16 protein-coding genes and 1 pseudogene are annotated in these 19,078 nt (G+C 71.3%); 6 read left to right on the top strand and 11 right to left on the bottom strand.

Going from position 1 to position 19,078, the window contains the following annotated elements; translation table 11 throughout:
* From LZ604_RS12845 to pgl, 3 genes and pseudogenes are all read left to right on the top strand, one after another.
* A pseudogene (locus LZ604_RS12845) lies at positions 1–495 on the top strand (glucose-6-phosphate dehydrogenase); the annotation flags it as partial.
* Positions 492–1,568 carry a glucose-6-phosphate dehydrogenase assembly protein OpcA gene (gene opcA, locus LZ604_RS12840; RefSeq protein ID WP_234515172.1) on the top strand — a complete coding sequence of 359 codons (1,077 nt, stop codon included), beginning with the start codon at positions 492–494 and terminating at the stop codon, positions 1,566–1,568. The pseudogene LZ604_RS12845 and the gene opcA, both read left to right, overlap by 4 nt.
* Positions 1,565–2,347, top strand: coding sequence for a 6-phosphogluconolactonase (gene pgl / locus LZ604_RS12835; RefSeq protein WP_234515171.1), 783 nt, complete (start codon positions 1,565–1,567; stop codon positions 2,345–2,347). The genes opcA and pgl overlap by 4 nt, the downstream gene beginning before the upstream one ends.
* A gap of 72 nt (positions 2,348–2,419) precedes the next feature.
* Here pgl and LZ604_RS12830 read toward each other — a convergent pair whose 3' ends face one another.
* The 5 genes from LZ604_RS12830 to LZ604_RS12810 all read right to left on the bottom strand — a co-directional run bounded on the left by LZ604_RS12830 (position 2,420) and on the right by LZ604_RS12810 (position 9,112).
* On the bottom strand, positions 2,420–3,259 hold the full coding sequence (locus LZ604_RS12830) for a carbohydrate ABC transporter permease (protein ID WP_234515170.1): 840 nt from the start codon (positions 3,257–3,259) through the stop codon (positions 2,420–2,422).
* Positions 3,256–4,617, bottom strand: coding sequence for an ABC transporter permease (locus LZ604_RS12825; protein ID WP_234515169.1), 1,362 nt, complete (start codon positions 4,615–4,617; stop codon positions 3,256–3,258). Before LZ604_RS12825 ends, LZ604_RS12830 begins: the two co-directional genes overlap by 4 nt.
* Positions 4,618–4,623: 6 nt before the next feature.
* Complete coding sequence (locus tag LZ604_RS12820; protein ID WP_234515168.1) at positions 4,624–5,949, bottom strand: ABC transporter substrate-binding protein; 1,326 nt, start codon at positions 5,947–5,949, stop codon at positions 4,624–4,626.
* A 39-nt stretch (positions 5,950–5,988) separates the two neighbouring features.
* On the bottom strand, positions 5,989–7,623 hold the full coding sequence (locus tag LZ604_RS12815) for a glycoside hydrolase family 13 protein (RefSeq protein ID WP_234515183.1): 1,635 nt from the start codon (positions 7,621–7,623) through the stop codon (positions 5,989–5,991).
* Between the two features lie 217 nt (positions 7,624–7,840).
* On the bottom strand, positions 7,841–9,112 hold the full coding sequence (locus LZ604_RS12810; protein WP_234515167.1) for an ABC transporter substrate-binding protein: 1,272 nt from the start codon (positions 9,110–9,112) through the stop codon (positions 7,841–7,843).
* Positions 9,113–9,233: 121 nt separating this feature from the next.
* On the opposite strand from LZ604_RS12810, the gene LZ604_RS12805 reads away from it, so the two are divergent.
* The 3 genes from LZ604_RS12805 to LZ604_RS12795 all read left to right on the top strand — a co-directional run bounded on the left by LZ604_RS12805 (position 9,234) and on the right by LZ604_RS12795 (position 12,859).
* The gene (locus LZ604_RS12805; protein ID WP_234515166.1) at positions 9,234–9,749 is read left to right on the top strand and encodes a PadR family transcriptional regulator; all 516 of its coding nucleotides are present in this window, start codon (positions 9,234–9,236) and stop codon (positions 9,747–9,749) included.
* Positions 9,746–10,495 carry an ABC transporter ATP-binding protein gene (locus LZ604_RS12800; protein WP_234515165.1) on the top strand — a complete coding sequence of 250 codons (750 nt, stop codon included), beginning with the start codon at positions 9,746–9,748 and terminating at the stop codon, positions 10,493–10,495. The genes LZ604_RS12805 and LZ604_RS12800 overlap by 4 nt, the downstream gene beginning before the upstream one ends.
* Positions 10,496–10,576: 81 nt before the next feature.
* Positions 10,577–12,859 carry an ABC transporter permease gene (locus LZ604_RS12795; RefSeq protein ID WP_234515164.1) on the top strand — a complete coding sequence of 761 codons (2,283 nt, stop codon included), beginning with the start codon at positions 10,577–10,579 and terminating at the stop codon, positions 12,857–12,859.
* A 70-nt stretch (positions 12,860–12,929) separates the two neighbouring features.
* Here LZ604_RS12795 and pgi read toward each other — a convergent pair whose 3' ends face one another.
* The 6 genes from pgi to LZ604_RS12765 all read right to left on the bottom strand — a co-directional run bounded on the left by pgi (position 12,930) and on the right by LZ604_RS12765 (position 18,965).
* Complete coding sequence (gene pgi / locus LZ604_RS12790; RefSeq protein WP_234515163.1) at positions 12,930–14,582, bottom strand: glucose-6-phosphate isomerase; 1,653 nt, start codon at positions 14,580–14,582, stop codon at positions 12,930–12,932.
* A gap of 70 nt (positions 14,583–14,652) precedes the next feature.
* Entirely contained in the window at positions 14,653–15,921 is a 1,269-nt protein-coding gene (locus LZ604_RS12785) for an MFS transporter (protein WP_234515162.1), read from the bottom strand.
* Between the two features lie 134 nt (positions 15,922–16,055).
* Entirely contained in the window at positions 16,056–16,391 is a 336-nt protein-coding gene (locus LZ604_RS12780) for an RNA polymerase-binding protein RbpA (protein WP_078066843.1), read from the bottom strand.
* 211 nt (positions 16,392–16,602) lie between these two features.
* A complete protein-coding gene (gene secG / locus LZ604_RS12775; protein WP_234515161.1) occupies positions 16,603–16,839 on the bottom strand; it encodes a preprotein translocase subunit SecG in 237 nt (78 codons plus the stop codon).
* Between the two features lie 131 nt (positions 16,840–16,970).
* Complete coding sequence (gene tpiA, locus LZ604_RS12770; protein WP_234515160.1) at positions 16,971–17,747, bottom strand: triose-phosphate isomerase; 777 nt, start codon at positions 17,745–17,747, stop codon at positions 16,971–16,973.
* 6 nt (positions 17,748–17,753) lie between these two features.
* Positions 17,754–18,965, bottom strand: coding sequence for a phosphoglycerate kinase (locus LZ604_RS12765; RefSeq protein WP_234515159.1), 1,212 nt, complete (start codon positions 18,963–18,965; stop codon positions 17,754–17,756).
* Positions 18,966–19,078 lie beyond the last annotated feature (113 nt).

Below are 19,078 nucleotides of genomic sequence, written 5' to 3'. Positions count from 1 at the left end.
GACAACCGCCGCTGGGCGGGCGTCCCCTTCTATCTGCGCACCGGCAAGCGGCTGGGACGCCGGGTCACCGAGATCGCGGTCGTCTTCCAGCGCGCCCCGCACTCCCCGTTCGACACCACCGCCACCGAGGAACTCGGGCAGAACGCGATCGTCATCCGCGTCCAGCCCGACGAGGGCGTCACCGTGCGCTTCGGTTCCAAGGTGCCGGGTACGTCGATGGAGATCCGGGACGTCTCCATGGACTTCGCCTACGGCGAGTCGTTCACGGAGTCCAGCCCGGAGGCGTACGAACGGCTGATCCTGGATGTACTGCTCGGCGACTCGAACCTCTTCCCGCGCACCGAGGAGGTCGAGCTGTCCTGGAAGATCCTCGACCCGATCGAGGAGTACTGGGACAAGCACGGCAAGCCCGCACAGTACCCGGCCGGCACCTGGGGGCCCGTCGAGGCCGACGAGATGCTGCGACGAGACGGACGGAGCTGGCGCCGCCCATGAAGACAGATCTCACGGACACCACGGCCAGCAAGATCAACAAGGCGCTGGTGCAGGGCCGCCGCGCCATCGGCACCCCCGCCGTCGGCATGGTGCTCACACTGGTCATCGTCACCGACGAGGAGAACGCCTACGACGCCCTGAGGGCCGCCAACGACGCGTCCCGCGAGCACCCCTCGCGCACCCTCGTGGTCATCAAGCGCGTCTCGCGTTCCCCGCGCGAGCGCACATCCTCGCGCCTGGACGCCGAGGTGCGGCTCGGCGCGGACGCGGGCACCGGCGAGACGGTCGTGCTGCGGCTGTACGGCGAGGTGGTCAACCACGCCGACTCGGTGGTGCTTCCGCTGCTGCTGCCGGACGCGCCCGTGGTCGTGTGGTGGCCGGTGAACGCCCCGCTCGACCCGGCCGAAGACCCGCTCGGCGCGCTCGCGCAGCGCCGGGTCACCGACTCGTACACCGCCGAGGCGCCGGTGCGGGAGCTGAACGCCCGGGCCGAGGCCTACACGCCCGGCGACACCGACCTGTCCTGGACTCGCATCACGCCCTGGCGCTCGATGCTGGCCGCCGCCCTCGACCAGGTCACCTGCGAGGTCAACGGCGTCGAGGTGGAGGGCGAGGAGTTCAACCCGAGCTGTGAGCTGCTCGCGATGTGGCTCGCGGACCGGCTCGACGTCCCCGTCAGGCGGTCCCTGTCCTCGGGCCCCGGCCTCACGGCCGTCCGGATGGACACGAGCTGCGGCCCGATCACCCTGGGCCGGGCGGACGGCTCGCTGGCCACGCTCTCCATCGAGGGGCAGCCGGACCGCGCGGTGGCGCTGAAGCGCCGCGACACCTCCGAGCTGATCGCGGAGGAGCTGCGCCGGCTCGACCCGGACGACACCTACGCGTCGGCGCTGCGGTACGGCGTGCACCGGCTGACCACCGCGGCCGAACCGGAACCGGCCGGGGAATCCGGGGCACAGGAGCTCGCCGCCGAGGGCGGGCCGGCGGCGGAGGCACCCGTGGAGACCGCCGCGAAGGCACCCGCCCAGAAGGCCGCCCGGAAGGGCCCGGCGAGGAAGGCGGCAGCGAAGTGAGCACTCCGCAGCTGGTGGTGCACCGCGACAAGGAGCTGATGGCCCAGGCCGCGGCGGCCCGGCTGATCACGAAGATCGTGGACGCCCAGGCCTCGCGGGGCTCCGCCTCGGTGGTACTCACCGGCGGCCGCAACGGCAACGGGCTGCTCGCCGCGCTCGCCGCCGCGCCGGCCCGGGACGCGATCGACTGGGGGCGGCTGGACCTGTGGTGGGGCGATGAGCGCTTCCTGCCGGAGGGCGACCCGGAGCGCAACCACACCCAGGCGCGCGAGGCGCTGCTCGACGCCGTCCCGCTGGACCCGAAGCGCGTGCACCCCATGCCGGCGTCGGACGGCCCGTACGGGACCGACGTGGAAGCGGCGGCCGAGGCGTACGCGGCGGAGCTGGCCCGCGCCGCGGGCCCGGAGAACCACAGTGCGGCGCCCACCTTCGACGTGCTGATGCTGGGCGTCGGCCCGGACACCCACGTGGCCTCTCTCTTCCCGGAGATGCCCGCGGTGCGGGAGACGGAGCGGACGGTGGTGGGCGTGCACGGCGCTCCGAAGCCGCCGCCGACCCGGGTCAGCCTCACCCTGCCGGCCATTCGCTCGGCGCGCGAGGTGTGGCTGCTGGCGGCCGGCGAGGACAAGGCGCAGGCCGTGGCGATCGCGCTGTCGGGCGCGGGCGAGATCCAGGCTCCGGCGGCCGGGGCGCACGGCCGGTCCCGCACGCTGTGGCTGCTGGACCGGACTGCGGCCGCGCAGCTGCCGCGATCGCTGTACCCGCCGGCGTCCCCCTGAGGGACGGGGTCGTCATCGCACGACGGACGGGCCGGTGACCGGCCCGTCCGTCGTGTCGTTCGGGGAGCGGGGCTACTTGACCGAGCCCGCCATGACGCCCTGCACGAAGTGCCGCTGGAAGGCGAAGAACACCGCCACCGGCACGATCAGCGACAGGAACGCCCCTGGTGCCAGCACGTCGATGTTGCTGCCGAACTGCCGTATCTGTGATTGGAGCTGGACGGTGAGCGGCTGGGAGGAGCTGTCGGCGAACAGCAGGGCCACCAGCATGTCGTTCCAGACCCACAGGAACTGGAAGATCGCGAGGCTGGCGATGGCGGGCCGCCCCACCGGCAGCACGAGTTGCGTGAAGATGCGCCACTCGCTCCCGCCGTCCATCCGCGCCGCCTCCAGCATCTCCTTCGGCATCTCCGCGAAGTAGTTCCGCAGCAGGAACACGGCGAACGGCAGACCGTAGGCCACATGGAAGAGGACGACTCCGGGAATCGTGCCGAACAGCCCCAGCTGGCCGAAGAGTTTGGCGACGGGCAGCAGACCGATCTGCACGGGCACCACCAGCAGCGCGACCACCACCAGGAAGAGCGGCTCGCGCCCCGGGAAGTCCAGCCAGGCGAAGGCGTATCCGGCGAGCGCCGCGATCACCACCACCAGTGCGGTGGCCGGCACGGAGATCAGCACCGTGTTCCAGAACGCCTGCGTCATCCCGGCGTTCTTCAGAAGCGCCGAGTAGTTGTCGAAGGACAGCTGCCCGGGGCCGGTCAGCGCCGTCCACCAGCCGCCCTTCGCGGTGTCCTTCGCCGACCGCAGCGACGAGACGAACAGCCCCGCCAGCGGGGTGAGCCAGATCAGGCCGATCACCACGAGGACGGCCTGCACCAGCCCGTTGCCCAGGCCGCGCCTGACCGCGTTCATCGCTGACTCCTTCGGAAACGGCGGACGTTGAACACCATCGCGGGGATCACGAGGACCAGGAGCAGCACGCCGAGAGCGCTGCCGAGGCCCTGGTTGTTGCCGCCGCCGAACGAGACCAGCCACATCTGGGTGGCGAGCACGGTCGCGTCCTCCTGCACCGGTCCGGGCGCGATGATGTAGACGAGGTCGAAGACCTTCATCACGTTGATGACGAGGGTCACGAAGACGACGGTCAGCACAGGGGCGAGCAGCGGCACGGTGATGCGCCGGAAGATCTGCCACTCGTTGGCCCCGTCCATCCGCGCCGCCTCCAGCGCGTCGCGCGGCAGGGTGGACAGGCCCGCGCCGATCAGCACCATCGCGAAGCCGGTCCAGATCCACAGATACGCGCCGATGATCGCGGGCGTGACCAGGGCGGGCCCGAGCCAGGAGACGCCCTGGTACGGCGGCGCGAAGTTCGCCGCCGGCAGCTTCACCGTGTACGTGCCGGACGCCAGCTTCGTGAAGCGGAAGGAACCGTCGGACGCCGTCGTGGTGCTCGCCACGGTCCGCCCGTCGCGCACCGCCTCGACCTTCATCCCCGGCAGGCCGCTCTCCCGCCGGTCGACCTTGCCCAGCCGCCCTCCCCCGCCGGGTGTGAAGTCCAGGTAGACGACTCCGCGCAACTCGTCGGGGGCGGGCTTCCGCCCGGCCGCCGCGTAGGCGGGCGCGGCGCTGCCGGGCAGGTCCTTGGGCAGCACGCCGACCATCGGGAGCGTCACCGAGGCACCGGGCGACACGCCGTCGCCGGTCGTGTAGGAGCCGTCCCGGCCCTGGACGAGCCCCTCCCCCTGGCGGGCCCGGGCGGTCGGATAGGACGACGTCCCCTCGAAGGTGTCGTGGACCGACACCACGGCCGCGTTGAGCACGCCCTTGTTCGGGTCCTCGTCGTAGGCGAGCCGGAAGATGATGCCCGCGGCGAGGAAGGACACGGCCATCGGCATGAAGAGCAGCAGCTTGAACGCCGTGGCCCAGCGGACCTTCTCGACCAGGACGGCCAGGATCAGGCCCAGGCCGGTCAGCAGCGCCGGGGCCACGACGACCCAGATCGCGGTGTTCCGGATGGCCTTCAGGGTCGCCGGGTCCCGGAACATCTCGGCGTAGTTGCCGCCGCCCACGAAGCGGGTGCCGGAGGCGTCGAAGAAGCTGCGGCCGACGGAGAACAGCACCGGGTAGACGACGAGCGCGCCGAGCAGCAGCAACGCGGGGAGGACGAACAGCAGGGCGACGATCCGGCCGCGCCGTCGCGTGCGCCGCGTGCGGGCGGCGGACGCGACGGGCGGGGAACTCGCCTCTTTCGCGAGCGTGGTGGCGGTCATGACCGATCAGCCCTGGTATGCCTTGGCCGCCGCGGCCTCCAGCGCCGCCGCGGTCGCCTTGGGGTTCGACGGGTCGCGCAGGAAGTCCTGCAGGAGCTTCCACTCGCCGGTGCCCTTGGTACCGCCGAAGGCGGCGGGCGCCTGGTCGGACATGTCGAAGCGGACCGAGTCCCCAGCGCCGACGAGGGACTTGGCGGTGGCGCGGGTGACGTCGTCGCCGTAGGAGGCGAGGTCGAGCTTCTTGTTCGGGGACAGGAAGCCGCCCGCCTTCGCCCACACGGCCGCCGCCTCGGGGGTCGCCAGGTACTCCAGGAGCTTCATACCGGCCTTGGCGTTCTTGCCGTCCTTGAGGACGACCGCCGCGTCACCGCCGCTGACCACCGGCGCGGTGCCGCCGTCGACGGCCGGGAACGGGAAGAAGTTCGCGTCCTTGCCGATGCTCTTGCCGAACTGGTCGTGTGCGACACCGGCGACGAAGTCGCCCTCGTAGACCATGCCGGCCTCGGGCTTGGGTCCGAAGACCTTCTCGACGGAGCCCGGGAAGTCGGTGTTCAGGGCCTCCTTCTGGCCACCCGCGATCAGCTGCTTGTCCTTGAAGAGCTTGCCGAGCGTGGTGAGCGCCTTGACCACGCTCGGGTCGGTCCACTTCAGCTGGTGCGCGGCGAGCGCGTCGTACTTCTCGGGTCCGGCCTGGGAGAGGTAGACGTTCTCGAACCAGTCGGTGAGCGTCCAGCCGTCCTGCCCGGCGACGGCGAAGGCGGCGAGACCGGAGTCGGAGACGGTGTGCCCGGCCTTGAGCATCTCGTCGTACGTCTTCGGCGCCTTGACGCCGGCCTGAGTGAGCGCGTCGGGGCTGTACCAGACGGTCGACTTGTGGGCGGCCTTGAAGTACAGGCCGTAGAGGGTGCCGTCGACGCTGCCGTACTTCTTCCAGACGGGCGCGTAGTCGGCGTCGACGGACTGCTGGGTGGTGGCCGACAGCGGCTTGAGCCAGCCCTTCTTCGCGAACTGCTGAAGCACACCGACCTGCGGGACCATCACCACGTCGGGGGCGTTGCCGCCCTCGATCTTGCTGCCGACGACGGTGGAGACGTTGTCGCCGGTGGACACGAATTGCGTCTTGGCGCCGGTCTTCTCGGTGAACGCGTCCAGGACCTTCTGGAAGTTCTTCTGCTCGCTGCCCGACCAGACGCCGGCCACGGTGACCGTCTGGCCGCTGAGCGCCTTGTCTCCGCCGCCGGCGGAGACCGGTCCGCCGCCGCAGGCCGTCGCGCCGAGCGCCAGCGCCAGGGCGGTGCAGCCGGTGAGCAGGGTGGTACGTCGTCGCATCATCGTTGATGTCCCTTCGGGGGTTGGGAAAACTGAGCGGGATCAGAGGCCGAGGGCGTCGTCACTGATCCACCAGGCGGCTGTGGAGCCGGGGAGCACTCCGGGCGGGCAGGGGCCGCTGGCCAGCAGCGGGGCGCCGGAGACGGGTGCGGGGGTGGGCGCGGTGCCGAAGTTGACGGCGCAGACGAGGCCGTCGCCCCGGACGAATCCGAGGACGCCGGGCGGCGTGTCCAGCCAGCGCAGGGTGCCCTCGCCCAACTGGGGCAGCGCGGCGCGCAGCTGGAGACCGTCGCGGTACAGGTGCCAGAAGGAGCGGGTGTCGGCGAGGGCCCGGTCGGTGGCGTGTTCGGCGAACCACTCGGGCTGCGGCAGCCAGGGCTTGGCGCCCTCGGCGCCGGAGGTGAAGCCGAACGGGGACGCCTGCCCCGACCACGGCAGCGGCACCCGGCAGCCGTCGCGGATCCGGGCGCGGCTGCCGGTGCGGTGGAAGATCGGGTCGGTGAGGACGTCGTCCGGCAGATCGACGACCTCGGGCAGGCCCAGTTCCTCGCCCTGGTAGATGTACGCGGCCCCGGGCAGCGCCAGCATCAGCAGTGCGGCGGCGCGGGCCCGGGCGGGTCCGAGGCCACTGCCCTCGGTGGCGGGTTCTCCGTAGCGGGTGACCGTGCGGACCTGGTCGTGGTTGTTGAGGACCCAGGTGACCGTGGACCCCGTGCCGGCGATGTCCTGCATGGCCTCCGAGATCACCTTGCGGAAGGCGTCGGGGTCCCAGGGGGCGCTGAGCAGGTCGAAGAAGAATGCCTGGTGCAGTTCGTCCGGGCGGACGTACCGGGCGTGTTCGCGGGCCGTCGGCACGGAGACCTCGCCGACCAGCAGGCGTTCACGGCCGTCCCGTGCGGTGTACTCCTCGCACACCGCCCGCCAGTGCCGCCAGACCTCGTGCACCTCGGGCTGGTTCCAGGCGAGCGGGTTGACCGAGTCACGGGTGCGGGCGTCGGCCTCCGGGTCCGGGGAGTCCGGCAGTTCGGGGTGCTTGAAGAGGCCGGCGGCGACATCGATGCGGAAGCCGTCGACGCCCCGGTCGAGCCAGAAGCGCAGCGCCCGGTCGAACTCGGCGGGCACCTCGGGGGTTCGCCAGTTCCAGTCGGGCTGCTCGGGCGTGAACATGTGCAGGTACCACTGGCCGGGGCGGCCGTCGGACTCCGTGATCCGGGTCCAGGCCGGGCCGCCGAACATGGCGTGCCAGTTGTTGGGCGGCTCGGAGCCGTCCGGGCCACGGCCGTCGGCGAAGTGGAAACGGGCACGGGCCGGGCTGCCGGGCTCCGCGGCCAGCGCCTCGCGGAACCACGGGTGCTCGCTGGAGCAGTGGTTGGGCACGATGTCGAGCAGGACCTTGATGCCGAGCCGGTGGGCGGCCGTGATCAGCAGGTCGAACTCGGCGAGGTCGCCGAAGAGCGGGTCGACATCGCAGTAGTCGGCCACGTCGTAGCCGTGGTCGTGCTGCGGCGACGGGTAGAACGGGCTCAGCCAGATGCCGTCGACGCCGAGCTTCTTGAGGTACGGCAGCCCGGCCCTGACCCCGGCGAGATCGCCGATGCCGTCGCCGGTGCTGTCCAGGAAGCTGCGGACGTACACCTGGTAGATCACTGCGTCGCGCCACCAGTGGTGGGTGCGGATGCGCTCGAGACTCACCCCGTCGACCTGTCTGTGCGTGCGGGAAGGCCCTGGTCGACCCAGGGGCCAGCGGTTATGCATGCATGTTAAGTAGGTGTGTCAGGAGGGTGTCAATGAACAGGCGTAAGATACCCAGCAGTTGGCTGGGTATATACGGATATATCGGACCCCTTAGGCGCAAGAATGAGATCTCGCGTTACCTAACATGTAACTAACCCGGTCAGGGGTGAGAGACGACGGCGAGCTCCCGCGCCAGCCGTCGCACCGCGCTCTCGGGCGTCTCGTGCCCGGTCAGCGCGTCATGGACGACCGCCTGCACGGCCAGGCTGACCTGGTCGTAGCGCGGGCTCTTGGGACGCGGGGCGGCGGCGAGGACACTCGCGCGCAGGGTCGGCAGATACGGGAACCGCCGCACCAGTTCCGGATCGTCGTAGAGCGCGGCCCGCACGGGCGGCAGGGCGCCGCGCGTGAGGACCTGCCGCTGGACCCGTTCGCCGGTGAGATAGGCGATCAGGCGCGCGGCGGAGTCCGGATGCCGCGCATGGGCGTTGACGGCCAGGTTGGAGCCGCCGAGGACGCTGGTCCCCGGCCCGTTCGGCCCCGGCAGCGGTACGGCGCCGACCTTGCCGGCGACCTCGGACCCCGGAGCGGAGGCGCCGACGTACGCGTAGGGCCAGTTGCGCAGGAAGAGCAGCCGGCCCTCCTGGAAGGCCTGTTTCGACTCCTCCTCCTTGTACGTCAGGGCCTCCCTGGGTATCCAGCCCTCGCGCACGCCGCGGGCGAGGAAGCCGATGCCCTCGCGGGCCGCGGCCGAGTTCACGGTGACGCGCTCGCCCTCGTCGCCGAGGATCGTGCCGCCCGCCGAGTACACGGCCTCGGCCGCATTGACGGTGAGGCCCTCGTACGGCAGGAACTGTCCCGCGTAGCCCCCGAGTCCGTACTTCGGGGCGATGGTCTTGGCGTCCCGCTCCAGTTCCGCCCAGGTTCGCGGCGGCGCCACGCCCTCCTTGGCGAGGATGTCCTTGCGGTACAGCAGCAGACCGGCGTTGGTGACGTACGGGACCGCGTACAGCCGGCCGTCGTAGGTCGCCGTGTCGACGACCGGCGGCAGGAAGCTCTTCAGCGGGAAACGGTCGCGCGGCAGCGGGCGGATCCAGCCGGCCGCCGCGAACTCCGAGGTCCAGGCGACATCGATGTTGAGGACGTCGAACCGGCTGCGGTCGCCGCCACGCAGGTCGGTCGTCATCTGCGCATGGGTCTCGTCCGCGGAGTCCGGCAGCTCGACGAGGGTGACCTTCTCGCCGGGGTGGGTACGGTTCCAGCCCTCGAGGAGCGGGCCGAGGTAGCCGGTGAGATCGCCCGCGGTGGCCAGGGTGAGCGGGCCGCGGCAACCTCCCGGCCCGTCGTCGGCGCGGGCGCCCGAGGCTACATAGCCGGTCAGGACCACCGCGAGAGCGAGGAGGCCCCTACCGGCGGCGCGCATCCACCGCATAGGTTCCTCCCTGTACACCGGCACCGGGCACCCTCGCCCGGGGTCAGAGGCCATGTATACCTGTTAGGTATGGGCGATACTAGGGCCTGGAGCACATTACGAGGACAGGAGGACAGCACGAGTGCGCCTGCCCCTCCTGGCACTCCTGGCACGCGGCCCCGCCCATGGCTACGAGCTCAAGCAGGACCTTGAGCTACTGCTGGGCTCCGCGTACCCTCAGCCGAACGTCGGCCAGATATACGTCACCCTCGGCCGCCTCGAAAAGTCGGGACTGATCGAGGGCGAGGAGGTCGAGCAGTCCAGCCGGCCCAACAAGAAGATCTACCACCTCACCGATGCCGGGCGGGAGGCGCTGCACGCCTGGTACGAGGAGACCGAGGACGAGCCGCGGGTGCGGGACGAGTTCTTCATGAAGCTGGCACTCGCTCCGCAGACCGGTCTCGCCGACCAGATCGCCCTGATCAACAAACAGCGGCGCCAGTACCTCAACACCATGCGCAGCCTGTCGAAACTGGCCGCCGCCGAAGACCGCGACAACCGGATCGCCCATCTGCTGATCGAGGGCGCGATGCTGCACCTGCAGGCCGACCTCGACTGGCTGGAGCGGTGCCAGGAGGAACTGGAGGAGCTGGAGTGAGCGAGGGCCCCCCACCTCTGCTGCGGGCCGAGGGCCTCGTCAAGACCCACCACGGCGAGGGCGCGCCCGCGCACGCCGTGCGCGGGGTCGACCTGTGCGTGAGCCGGGGCGAGTTCGTGGCCGTCACCGGCCCCTCCGGCGCCGGCAAGTCGACGCTGCTGCACCTGCTGGGCGGACTCCAGCGGCCCGACGCGGGCCGCATCTGGCTGGACGGCGAACGCACGGACTCCTACACCGAGGCACGCTGGGCCGTCGAGCGCAGAAAGCGCATCGGGATCGTCTTCCAGTTCTTCAACCTGGTCTCCAACCTGTCGGTCGCGGACAACGTCGAGCTGCCCGCGCTGCTCGCCGGTGTGCCGCCGAAGCAGGCGCGCGCCGGGCGCGAGGAGCTGCTGGCCGAGCTGGGCCTCACGGGCAAGGAGCGCAGCATGCCCGGCGAACTGTCCGGCGGTGAGCAGCAGCGGGTCGCGCTGGCCCGGGCCCTGGTCAACCATCCGCCGCTGCTGCTGGCCGACGAGCCCGCGGGCAGCCTCGACAGCAAGGGCACCCGTGAGGTGATGCGGCTGCTCACCCGCTTCCACCAGCGTGGCCAGACCATCGTGCTGGTCACCCATGACGCCCGGCTGGCCAGCGCCGCCGACCGGGTGATCAGCTTCTTCGACGGCCGGATCGTCGACGACGCGGAGCTGGACGGCACGCCGTCCCGCCGGGGCGGGACGTCCGGTGTGCTGGAACTGAAGGACTGATCGCCGTGCACGAGCGTCCGACGCCGAACCGTCTCACGCCCCGCGACCGTCTCACGCCCCGCGGGCGAAGGGGCTGACGCCGTGCGGGCCACTCTGCGCTGGGCGCACTCCGATCTGCGGACGCACCGTGGCGAGGCGCTGTTCATGGTGCTCGCCACCGCCGGCGTCGTCGCCTCGCTCCTCCTCGCCACGGCCCTGTTCGGGTATGCGACCAACCCGTGGCAGCGGATCTTCGCCCAGGCGCACGGCGCGCATGTGTGGATCCACACCGGCCGCCTGGCCGACGCCTCGAAGCTGGGCCGGCTGGACGGTGTCGCATCCGTCGCCGGTCCCTACCCCACGGAGTCCACGACCGTCACCTCGCGCGGGGTCCGGGCCTCGGTGGAACTGCGCGGCACGCTCCGGCCGCCGTCCGTCGGCCGGCCGCTGCTCACCACGGGCCACTGGCTGGATCCGGCGGACCCCGGCGGCGTGGTGCTGGAGAGCCGGCTCGCCCGGGCGCTGCTCGCCGAACCCGGCGACACCTTGAGCGTGTCCGGCACGGCCCGGACGCTGAGTGTCGTGGGCATCGCCGACAGCGCCGAACCCGGCTACAGCCCGGGTGAGCAGCCGGGGCTCGTCTGGGCGCTGCCGTCCGCCGTGCGCGACCCCGACGGCCAGGTCACCGGGCTGCGCCTGAGCGACCCGGAGGACACGGACTACGCCGTCCAGCGCGCCGTCACCGTGCTCGGTGCCGGTGCGATCAGCGAGGTCTCCACCTGGCAGCAGGCCCGGGCCCAGGCGCAGGGCGAGAACCGGCTGCTGGGACAGGTCCTCGGCCTGTTCGGTCTGGGCGCGCTCGTCGCCGCCGGCTGTGCCGTGCACGGGGCGATCGGCACCCGTATCCGGGGACATCTGCGGGACATATCGGTCCTGAAGGCGATCGGCTTCACCCCCGGCCAGGTCGTCCGTGTCTTCCTGCTCCAGCATGTGGCGTACGCACTGCTGGGCGCCGTGGCCGCGGCGGCGCTCACCCAGGGGCTGGGCGGCCGGATCCCGGGCCGCTTCGGGGACGCGGTGGGAGTGTGGCAGGGGCTGCCGGGGCACACTGTGGCACTGATCACGGTGCCGGTGGGCGCGGTGCTGTTCATCGCCGCCACCACCGGGCTCGCGGCCTGGCGCGCCGGACGGGTGCCTCCGGTGCCGGTGCCGCGGCCCGCGGCACCGGTCGGCGGGCGCCTGACGGGCGTGGCCCGCGCGGCGCTCGGGCTGCGGCTGCCGCCGGCGCTGGTGCTGGGCTGGCACCAGGCGTTCACGCGCCGTCCCCGGTCGCTGGCGACGGTGGTCCGGCTGGCGCTGCCGCTGCTGCTGATCGTGGTGGCGATGAGCGCGTGGACCACCATCGACCGCTTCCACAGCAGGCCCGACGAGGTCGGCCTCGCCGCTGCCCTCACGGTCCGTCCGGACGCCGGACTCGGCGACAGCGCCGCGCGCTCCCTGCTGGAGGGCGATCCCCGGGTCGCCGCCGCCTACCCCGGTGTGGAGGTGGCGGCCCTCGTGCCGGGCCAGACGGCGACGATCGCCCTGCGCGGCCTCGGCACCCGGCAGGATCCCTACCCCTACGCCCTCGCCGAGGGCCGCCCCGCGCGGGGCCCCGACGAGGCGGTGGCCGGCCAGGGGCTGCTCGATCTGCTGGACGTGCGCGTCGGCGACTGGGTGCGGATGACGGTGGGCGACCAGCCGCAGATCCTGCACATCGTGGGTCGCAGCATCGAGCCGGAGAACGCCGGGCGGGTCATCTCCACCTCGCTCGACACCCTTCGTGAGAACGACCCGGGACTGCGCGCCACCCTCTACCAGCTCCGGCTCCGCCCCGGCGCCGACCCGCACGAGGTCGCCGACGCGCTGTCCCGGGCCGCCCACGGGCACCTGGACGTGCATCCGGCGGTGAACCCCGCGGACGGGCTCTCCCCGCTGCGCGGAGTCGTCGCGGGCCTGATCGCCATTCTCGCGCTCATCGGGATCGTCGAGCTGCTGACCGCTATCGGCGGCACCGTCCGGGAGGGCGAGCGCGACCTGCTGGCGCTCAAGGCGATCGGCCTGTCCCCGCGGCAGATCACCGGGATCACCGTCACGGCCACGGTCTGCACCGCTCTGGCCGCGGTCTGCGTCGGCACGGCGCTCGGCCTTCCCCTCGCCCACTGGCTGATCGACGCCCAAGGCAGGTCGAGCGGCATCGGCGCCGGTCTGGCCCAGATCCCGTCCCCGCTCCTACTGGTCCTGTTCGGTGCCGCAGCCGTGCTCGGCGCAGCCGCTCTCGCCGCCCTGCCCGCGTCCCGCGCGGCCCGCCGACGGCTCGCGGACACATTGAGTGCGGTGACCTGAGCCGGGAGCGTACCCGGAGTCCCGGGGAGCGGACGGCACGATGCCGCCCGCTCCCCGGGTTCCGCGAGCGTCAACGGCCCCGCAGCTCCCGGTACTTGGCGACCAGGGTCTTGGTGGACTCGTCCAGGCCCGGGACCTCCGCGCCCTCGGTCAGCGCGGGCTCCACCCGCTTGGCGAGAACCTTGCCGAGTTCGACGCCCCACTGGTCGAAGGAGTCGATGTTCCAGATCGCGCCCTGGACGAAGACCTTGTGCTCGTAGAGCGCAACGAGCTGCCCGAGCACCGACGGGGTGAGTTCCCTGGCGAGGATCGTGGTGGTGGGGCGGTTGCCCTTGAACGTCTTGTGCGGCACGAGCTCCTCCGGGACGCCCTCGGCGCGAACCTCGTCCGGGGTCTTGCCGAAGGCCAGCGCCTGCGTCTGGGCGAAGAAGTTGGCCATCAGCAGGTCGTGCTGGGCGGCCAGGCCGGGTGCCAGCTCGGCGACCGGCTCGGCGAAGCCGATGAAGTCGGCCGGGATCAGCTTGGTGCCCTGGTGGAGGAGCTGGTAGTAGGCGTGCTGTCCGTTGGTGCCCGGCGTACCCCACACGACCGGCCCCGTCTGCCAGTCGACCTCCTTGCCGTCCCGGTCCACGGACTTGCCGTTGGACTCCATGTCCAGCTGCTGGAGGTAGGCGGTGAACCTGGACAGATAGTGCGAGTACGGCAGCACCGCGTGCGACTGGGCGTCGTGGAAGTTGTCGTACCAGATGCCCAACAGGCCCAGCAGAAGCGGCACATTGGCCTCGGCGGGTGCGCTGCGGAAGTGCTCGTCGACGGTGCGGAAGCCGTCGAGCATCTCACGGAAGCGGTCCGGGCCGATGGCGATCATCAGGGAGAGGCCGATCGCCGAGTCGTAGGAGTAACGGCCGCCGACCCAGTCCCAGAACTCGAACATATTGGCCGTGTCGATGCCGAACTCCTCGACCTTCGGCGCATTCGTCGACAGGGCCACGAAGTGCCGGGCGACGGCTTCCTGACCGGCCTTCAGCTCACCCAGCAGCCAGGCACGCGCCGAGGTCGCGTTGGTGATCGTCTCGATGGTGGTGAACGTCTTCGAGGCGATGATGAACAGCGTCTCCGCGGCGTCCAGGTCCCGGACCGCCTCGTGCAGGTCGGCGCCGTCCACGTTGGAGACGAAGCGGACCGTCAGATCGCGGTCGGTGTAGGCGCGCAGGGCCTCGTACGCCATCGCCGGGCCCAGGTCGGAGCCGCCGATGCCGACGTTGACGACGTTCTTGATGCGCTTGCCGGTGTGACCGGTCCACTCGCCCGAGCGGACCCGGTCGGCGAAGGCGCTCATCTTGTCCAGCACCGCGTGGACCTTGGGGACGACGTTCTCCCCGTCGACCTCGATCACGGCGTCGCCCGGGGCGCGCAGCGCGGTGTGCAGGACCGCACGCTTCTCCGTGGTGTTGATCTTCTCACCACGGAACATGGCGTCCCTGAGGCCGAACACGTCCCGGGCGGCCGCCAGCTCGCGCAGCAGCCGCAGTGTCTCGTCGGTGACCAGGTGCTTGGAGAAGTCGACGTACAGATCGCCGACCTCGAGGGTGTACCCGCTGCCGCGCCCGGGGTCCGCCGCGAACAGGTCGCGCAGCCGCACCTCGCCGAGTTCCTCGCGGTGCTTGGCCAGAGCGGTCCACTCGGGCATCTGATTGAGCCTGGTACGGCTGTCTGCGTTCATCTCGGACTTGAGCCTTCTTCCTTGCCAGTGATGCTGTACCTCACCCCGCTGCCGGTCCCAACCTAATTGATCAGGGTGCGCGGTGACCCGGTGTCGCACCCTCGTCCGGCACAACAACAGGTACGTCAGGATGGCGCAGGGGTATCAGCGCGGTGACGGACAGGACGAAGAAGGCGGCGGCGAGCAGGGCCGGTGTGTTCAGTCCCCAGGCGGTGGCGACGGCGCCGCCCAGCAGGGCACCCAGCGGGGCTCCGGCCACGGCCAGTGTGCGGAAGGCGGAGCCGACCCGGCCCAGCAGTGCGGCGGGGGTGCGCTGCTGCATCAGCGTCGTCGTGTTGACGTTCCACACCATCCCCATGAGCCCGAAGACACCGAGGGCGGCCACCAGCACGGGCAGACTGCGCACGGAGCCCATGACGACCAGGGAAACGGTCTGCACCGTCCCCGCGGCCACGACCGCCCCCGGACGGCCGAGACGGGACACGAGCGGGCCGTTCACCGCCGCCCCGGCCAGGCTGCCGACGGCGTACGCCGTGCCCGCCGCCGCGTACCCGGCGGGGCCGGCGCCCAGCCAGCCGGTCACCAGGATCACCAGGGTGGCGACCAGCGCGCCCACGCCGACATTGCACAGGGCCGTGGCGGCGCACAGCCCGCGCAGGGCCCGGTCGCGGCTCAGCGTGCGCAGACCGTCGGCGATCTCCCGGCGCAGGGTGCTGCCCGGCGCTCTCGGCACCCGCTCGCGCCGGGTGACCCGCAGGGAGCCGACCAGCAGGGCCGCCGCCAGGAAGGTGCCGGCGTCCATGGCGAAGGGAACGGCGGCCCCCGCCGCGAGGAGCAGCGGTACGGCAGGGCCGGCCAGCATGCCGCCCGCGATCCGCTGACCGGTCATGAGCCGGGTGTTGGCGCTGCCGAGTGCCTCGCGGTTCACCAGGCCGGGCAGCAGCGCCGTCGCGGCGTTGTCGAAGAGGGTCTCCAGGGCGGTCAGTGCGAAGGCCAGCGCGAGCAGCAGGGCGATCGAGGCGTGACCCGCCGCCACGGCCAGGGCGAAGCACCCGACGAGCACCCCGCGCACCGCGTCCACCGTCCACATCGCGCGCCGCTGGTCGACGCGGTCCGCGACGGCCCCGCCGAGCAGCCCGAAGACGATCCAGGGCAGATAGCCGCAGGCGGTGACCGAGGCGATGAGCAGCGGCCGGTCCGTCAATCCGACGGCGAGCAGCGGCAGCGCGGCCCCGCGCAGGGCGTCACCGAAGCTGGAGAGCACGGCGGCACTCCACAGCCGCCCGAATCCCCCGCGCCAGGCGGGCGCTCGCGCGCCCGTCACCTCCACCGTCGTCACGTCTCCCCCTCACGATTCGCCGATGCACAAACCGTAGAGGGCACCACTGACAGTCGCGGTGGAGGCGGTCCGCCGCCGGTCGGGGGAAAACGGCTCCGGCCGGGCACCGCACGGTGTCCGGCCGGACTGAACTTCTAGATTTCGCCCCGCAGTTTGGCGAGCGCCTCGGCGAGGATCGCCTCGCCGTCCGCGTCGCTGCGCCGCTCCCGCACATAGGCGAGGTGCGTCTTGTAGGGCTCGGTACGCGGCGGGTCCGGCGGGTTGTCCCGGTCCTGTCCGGCCGGAAAGCCGCAGCGCGGGCAGTCCCAGGTGTCGGGAACCTGCGCGTCGCTGGCGAAGCTCGGCTGGGTCTCGTGCCCGTTGGAGCACCAGAAGGAGACGCGCAGACGCGGCGCGGACTCGCCGCGCTCGGCCTCGCCCATCGGCCCCGCCCCGACCCGGCTTCCTCGGATCGCGTTGCCACTTGCCACGGTCGTAACTCCCTGCGTGATGGTGCCGCGAAGCGAGTCGGCGTTTCGCTTCGCCGCGAGCGCCTCAGTCTACGTAAGGCCCAACGCGCGTCCAGTGATGGGAGTTACCCCCGCCCCCAGACGCAAGCCCCATGATAGGCCGCGTCCGAAGACACGTACCGGACATGGGGCGTTACGTGCTCTATGCGCGGTCCGCCGAAGACGACCGGCGCTAGCCCTTGACCTTCATCAGGATGCCGAGCACCACGATGCACGCCAGCCAGAGGAGACCGATCACGATGGTGATCCGGTCGAGGTTGCGCTCGGCGACCGACGAGCCGCCGACGGAGGACTGCATGCCGCCGCCGAACATGTCGGAGAGGCCGCCGCCCTTCCCCTTGTGCATCAGCACCAGCAGCATCAGCAGCAGGCTGAAGATGATCAGGGCGATCGAGAACCCCAAAACCACGGCTGGACCAACTTCCTCGGAATCGGATGGACGACGGGGGCACGGTGGATGGCCACCATGCCCCCGCAAGGGTACGACGGATCGCCCCTAGGGCACACTCACGGCTGGTCGGTTCGCCTCCGTGGTGCCGATCACTGATCGCGGAAACGGACGATCTTGACGAACTCGTCGACGTCCAGCGAGGCGCCGCCGACCAGGGCACCGTCAATGTCCGGCTTTGCCATGATTTCAGCCACATTGCCCGACTTCACGGAGCCGCCGTACTGGATACGGACCTTCTCGGCCACGTCCTGCGAGTACAGTTCGGCGATCTTGCCGCGAATCGCCGTGCAGACCTCCTGGGCGTCGTCGGCGCCGCAGACCTTGCCGGTGCCGATGGCCCAGACGGGCTCGTAGGCGATCACGATGGACTCGACCTGCTCGGCCGGGAGGTCCTTCAGACCGCCCTCGACCTGCGTGAGCGTGTGCCCGACGTGGTTGCCCGCCTCGCGGACCTCCAGCTCCTCGCCGACGCACAGGATCGGGGTCAGACCGTGCTTGAAGGCGGCCTTGGTCTTGGCGTTCACCAGCTCGTCGGTCTCGTGGTGGTACTGCCGGCGCTCGGAGTGACCGATCACGACGTACGTGCACTTCAGCTTGGCCAGCATCGGGCCCGCGATCTCGCCGGTGTAGGCGCCGGAGTCGTGGGCCGAGACGTCCTGGGCCCCGTACTTGATCTTGAGCTTGTCGCCGTCGACCAGTGTCTGCACGGAGCGCAGGTCGGTGAAGGGCGGCAGGACGGCGACCTCGACGGCCTCGTAGTCCTTGTCGGCCAGGGCGAAGGCGAGCTTCTGGACGTGGGCGATGGCCTCGAGGTGGTTGAGGTTCATCTTCCAGTTGCCCGCCATCAGCGGCGTGCGGGTGCTCATCGAGGTTCAGTCCTCCAGTGCGGCGAGGCCGGGGAGCGTCTTGCCCTCGAGGTATTCGAGGGAGGCGCCACCGCCGGTCGAGATGTGGCCGAATGCCGACTCGTCGAAGCCGAGGGTGCGGACGGCGGCGGCGGAGTCGCCGCCTCCGACCACGGTGAAGCCCGGGCAGTCGACGAGGGCCTGGGCGACCGCCTTGGTGCCCTCGGCGTAATCGGGGTGCTCGAAGACGCCCATGGGGCCGTTCCAGAAGACGGTGGCGGCGTCGGCGAGCTTCGAAGCGTACAGCTTGCGGGTCTCCGGACCGATGTCCAGGCCCTCCTGGTCGGCGGGGATCGCGTCCGCGGCGACCACGGTGGGGTTGGCCGGGGCCTTCGTCTTCAGGTCCGGGAACTCCGGCGACACCAGCACGTCGACCGGGAGGAGCAGCTCCACGCCGGTCTTCTCGGCACGCTCGATGTACTCGGTGACGGCCGGGATCTGGTCTTCCTGCAGCAGGGAGATGCCGACCTCGTAGCCCTTGGCCTTGAGGAAGGTGTAGGCCATGCCGCCGCCGATGAGAAGCCGGTCGGCCTTGCCGAGCAACTGGTCGATCACGGCCAGCTTGTCGGAGACCTTGGCGCCGCCCAGCGCGACGACGTACGGGCGCCGCACGTCCTCGGTGAGCTTCTTCAGGACCGCCACCTCGGTGGCGATGAGGTAACCGGCGTAGTGCGGCAGGCGGGCCGGGAGGTCGTAGACGGAGGCGTGCTTGCGGTGCACCGCGCCGAAGCCGTCACCGACGTACACGTCGGCGAGGGCGGCGAGCCGGTCGGCGAACTCACCGCGCTCGGCGTCGTCCTTCGAGGTCTCACCGGGGTTGAAGCGCAGATTCTCGATGACTGCGACCTGGCCCGGCTGGAGGCCGTTCACCGCGTCGTGGGCGGCGGGGCCGACGGTGTCCTGGGCGAACGCCACGGGCGCGTCGAGCAGTTCGCCGAGGCGCTCGGCGGCGGGCAGCAGGGAGAACGCCGGGTCCGGGGCGCCCTTGGGGCGGCCCAGATGCGAGGCCACGACCACCTTGGCGCCCGCCTCGGCGAGGGCCTTGACGGTGGGCAGGACGGCGCGGATGCGGCCGTCGTCGGTGATGAGGCCGTCGGCCAGCGGGACGTTCAGGTCGGCGCGGACGAAGACCCGCTTGCCGTCCACGCCTTCGGCGAGAAGTTCGTCGATCGTCTTCATAGGGGGACTCCTGGAGAAGGGCTCTTGATCGTACGAGGGCTGGTCGAGTTGCACGCGAGGGGCCCCGTCGTACGCGGGGCCGCTCGCCGCATGTGAGTCAGGGCTCGGGCAGC

The organism is Streptomyces glomeratus, from assembly GCF_021462825.1.
Classification (GTDB): domain Bacteria; phylum Actinomycetota; class Actinomycetes; order Streptomycetales; family Streptomycetaceae; genus Streptomyces; species Streptomyces glomeratus.
This window is presented reverse-complemented; position numbering and strand designations above follow the sequence as displayed.

What these genes read in the sequence shown, in the direction of transcription:
- opcA (WP_234515172.1), top strand. Translation starts at nt 492, where the DNA reads ATGAAGACAGATCTCACGGACACCACGGCCAGCAAGATCAACAAGGCG.
- LZ604_RS12830 (WP_234515170.1), bottom strand. Translation starts at nt 3,259, where the DNA reads ATGAACGCGGTCAGGCGCGGCCTGGGCAACGGGCTGGTGCAGGCCGTC.
- LZ604_RS12825 (WP_234515169.1), bottom strand. Translation starts at nt 4,617, where the DNA reads ATGACCGCCACCACGCTCGCGAAAGAGGCGAGTTCCCCGCCCGTCGCG.
- LZ604_RS12820 (WP_234515168.1), bottom strand. Translation starts at nt 5,949, where the DNA reads ATGATGCGACGACGTACCACCCTGCTCACCGGCTGCACCGCCCTGGCG.
- LZ604_RS12810 (WP_234515167.1), bottom strand. Translation starts at nt 9,112, where the DNA reads ATGCGGTGGATGCGCGCCGCCGGTAGGGGCCTCCTCGCTCTCGCGGTG.
- pgi (WP_234515163.1), bottom strand. Translation starts at nt 14,582, where the DNA reads ATGAACGCAGACAGCCGTACCAGGCTCAATCAGATGCCCGAGTGGACC.
- tpiA (WP_234515160.1), bottom strand. Translation starts at nt 17,747, where the DNA reads ATGAGCACCCGCACGCCGCTGATGGCGGGCAACTGGAAGATGAACCTC.
- LZ604_RS12765 (WP_234515159.1), bottom strand. Translation starts at nt 18,965, where the DNA reads ATGAAGACGATCGACGAACTTCTCGCCGAAGGCGTGGACGGCAAGCGG.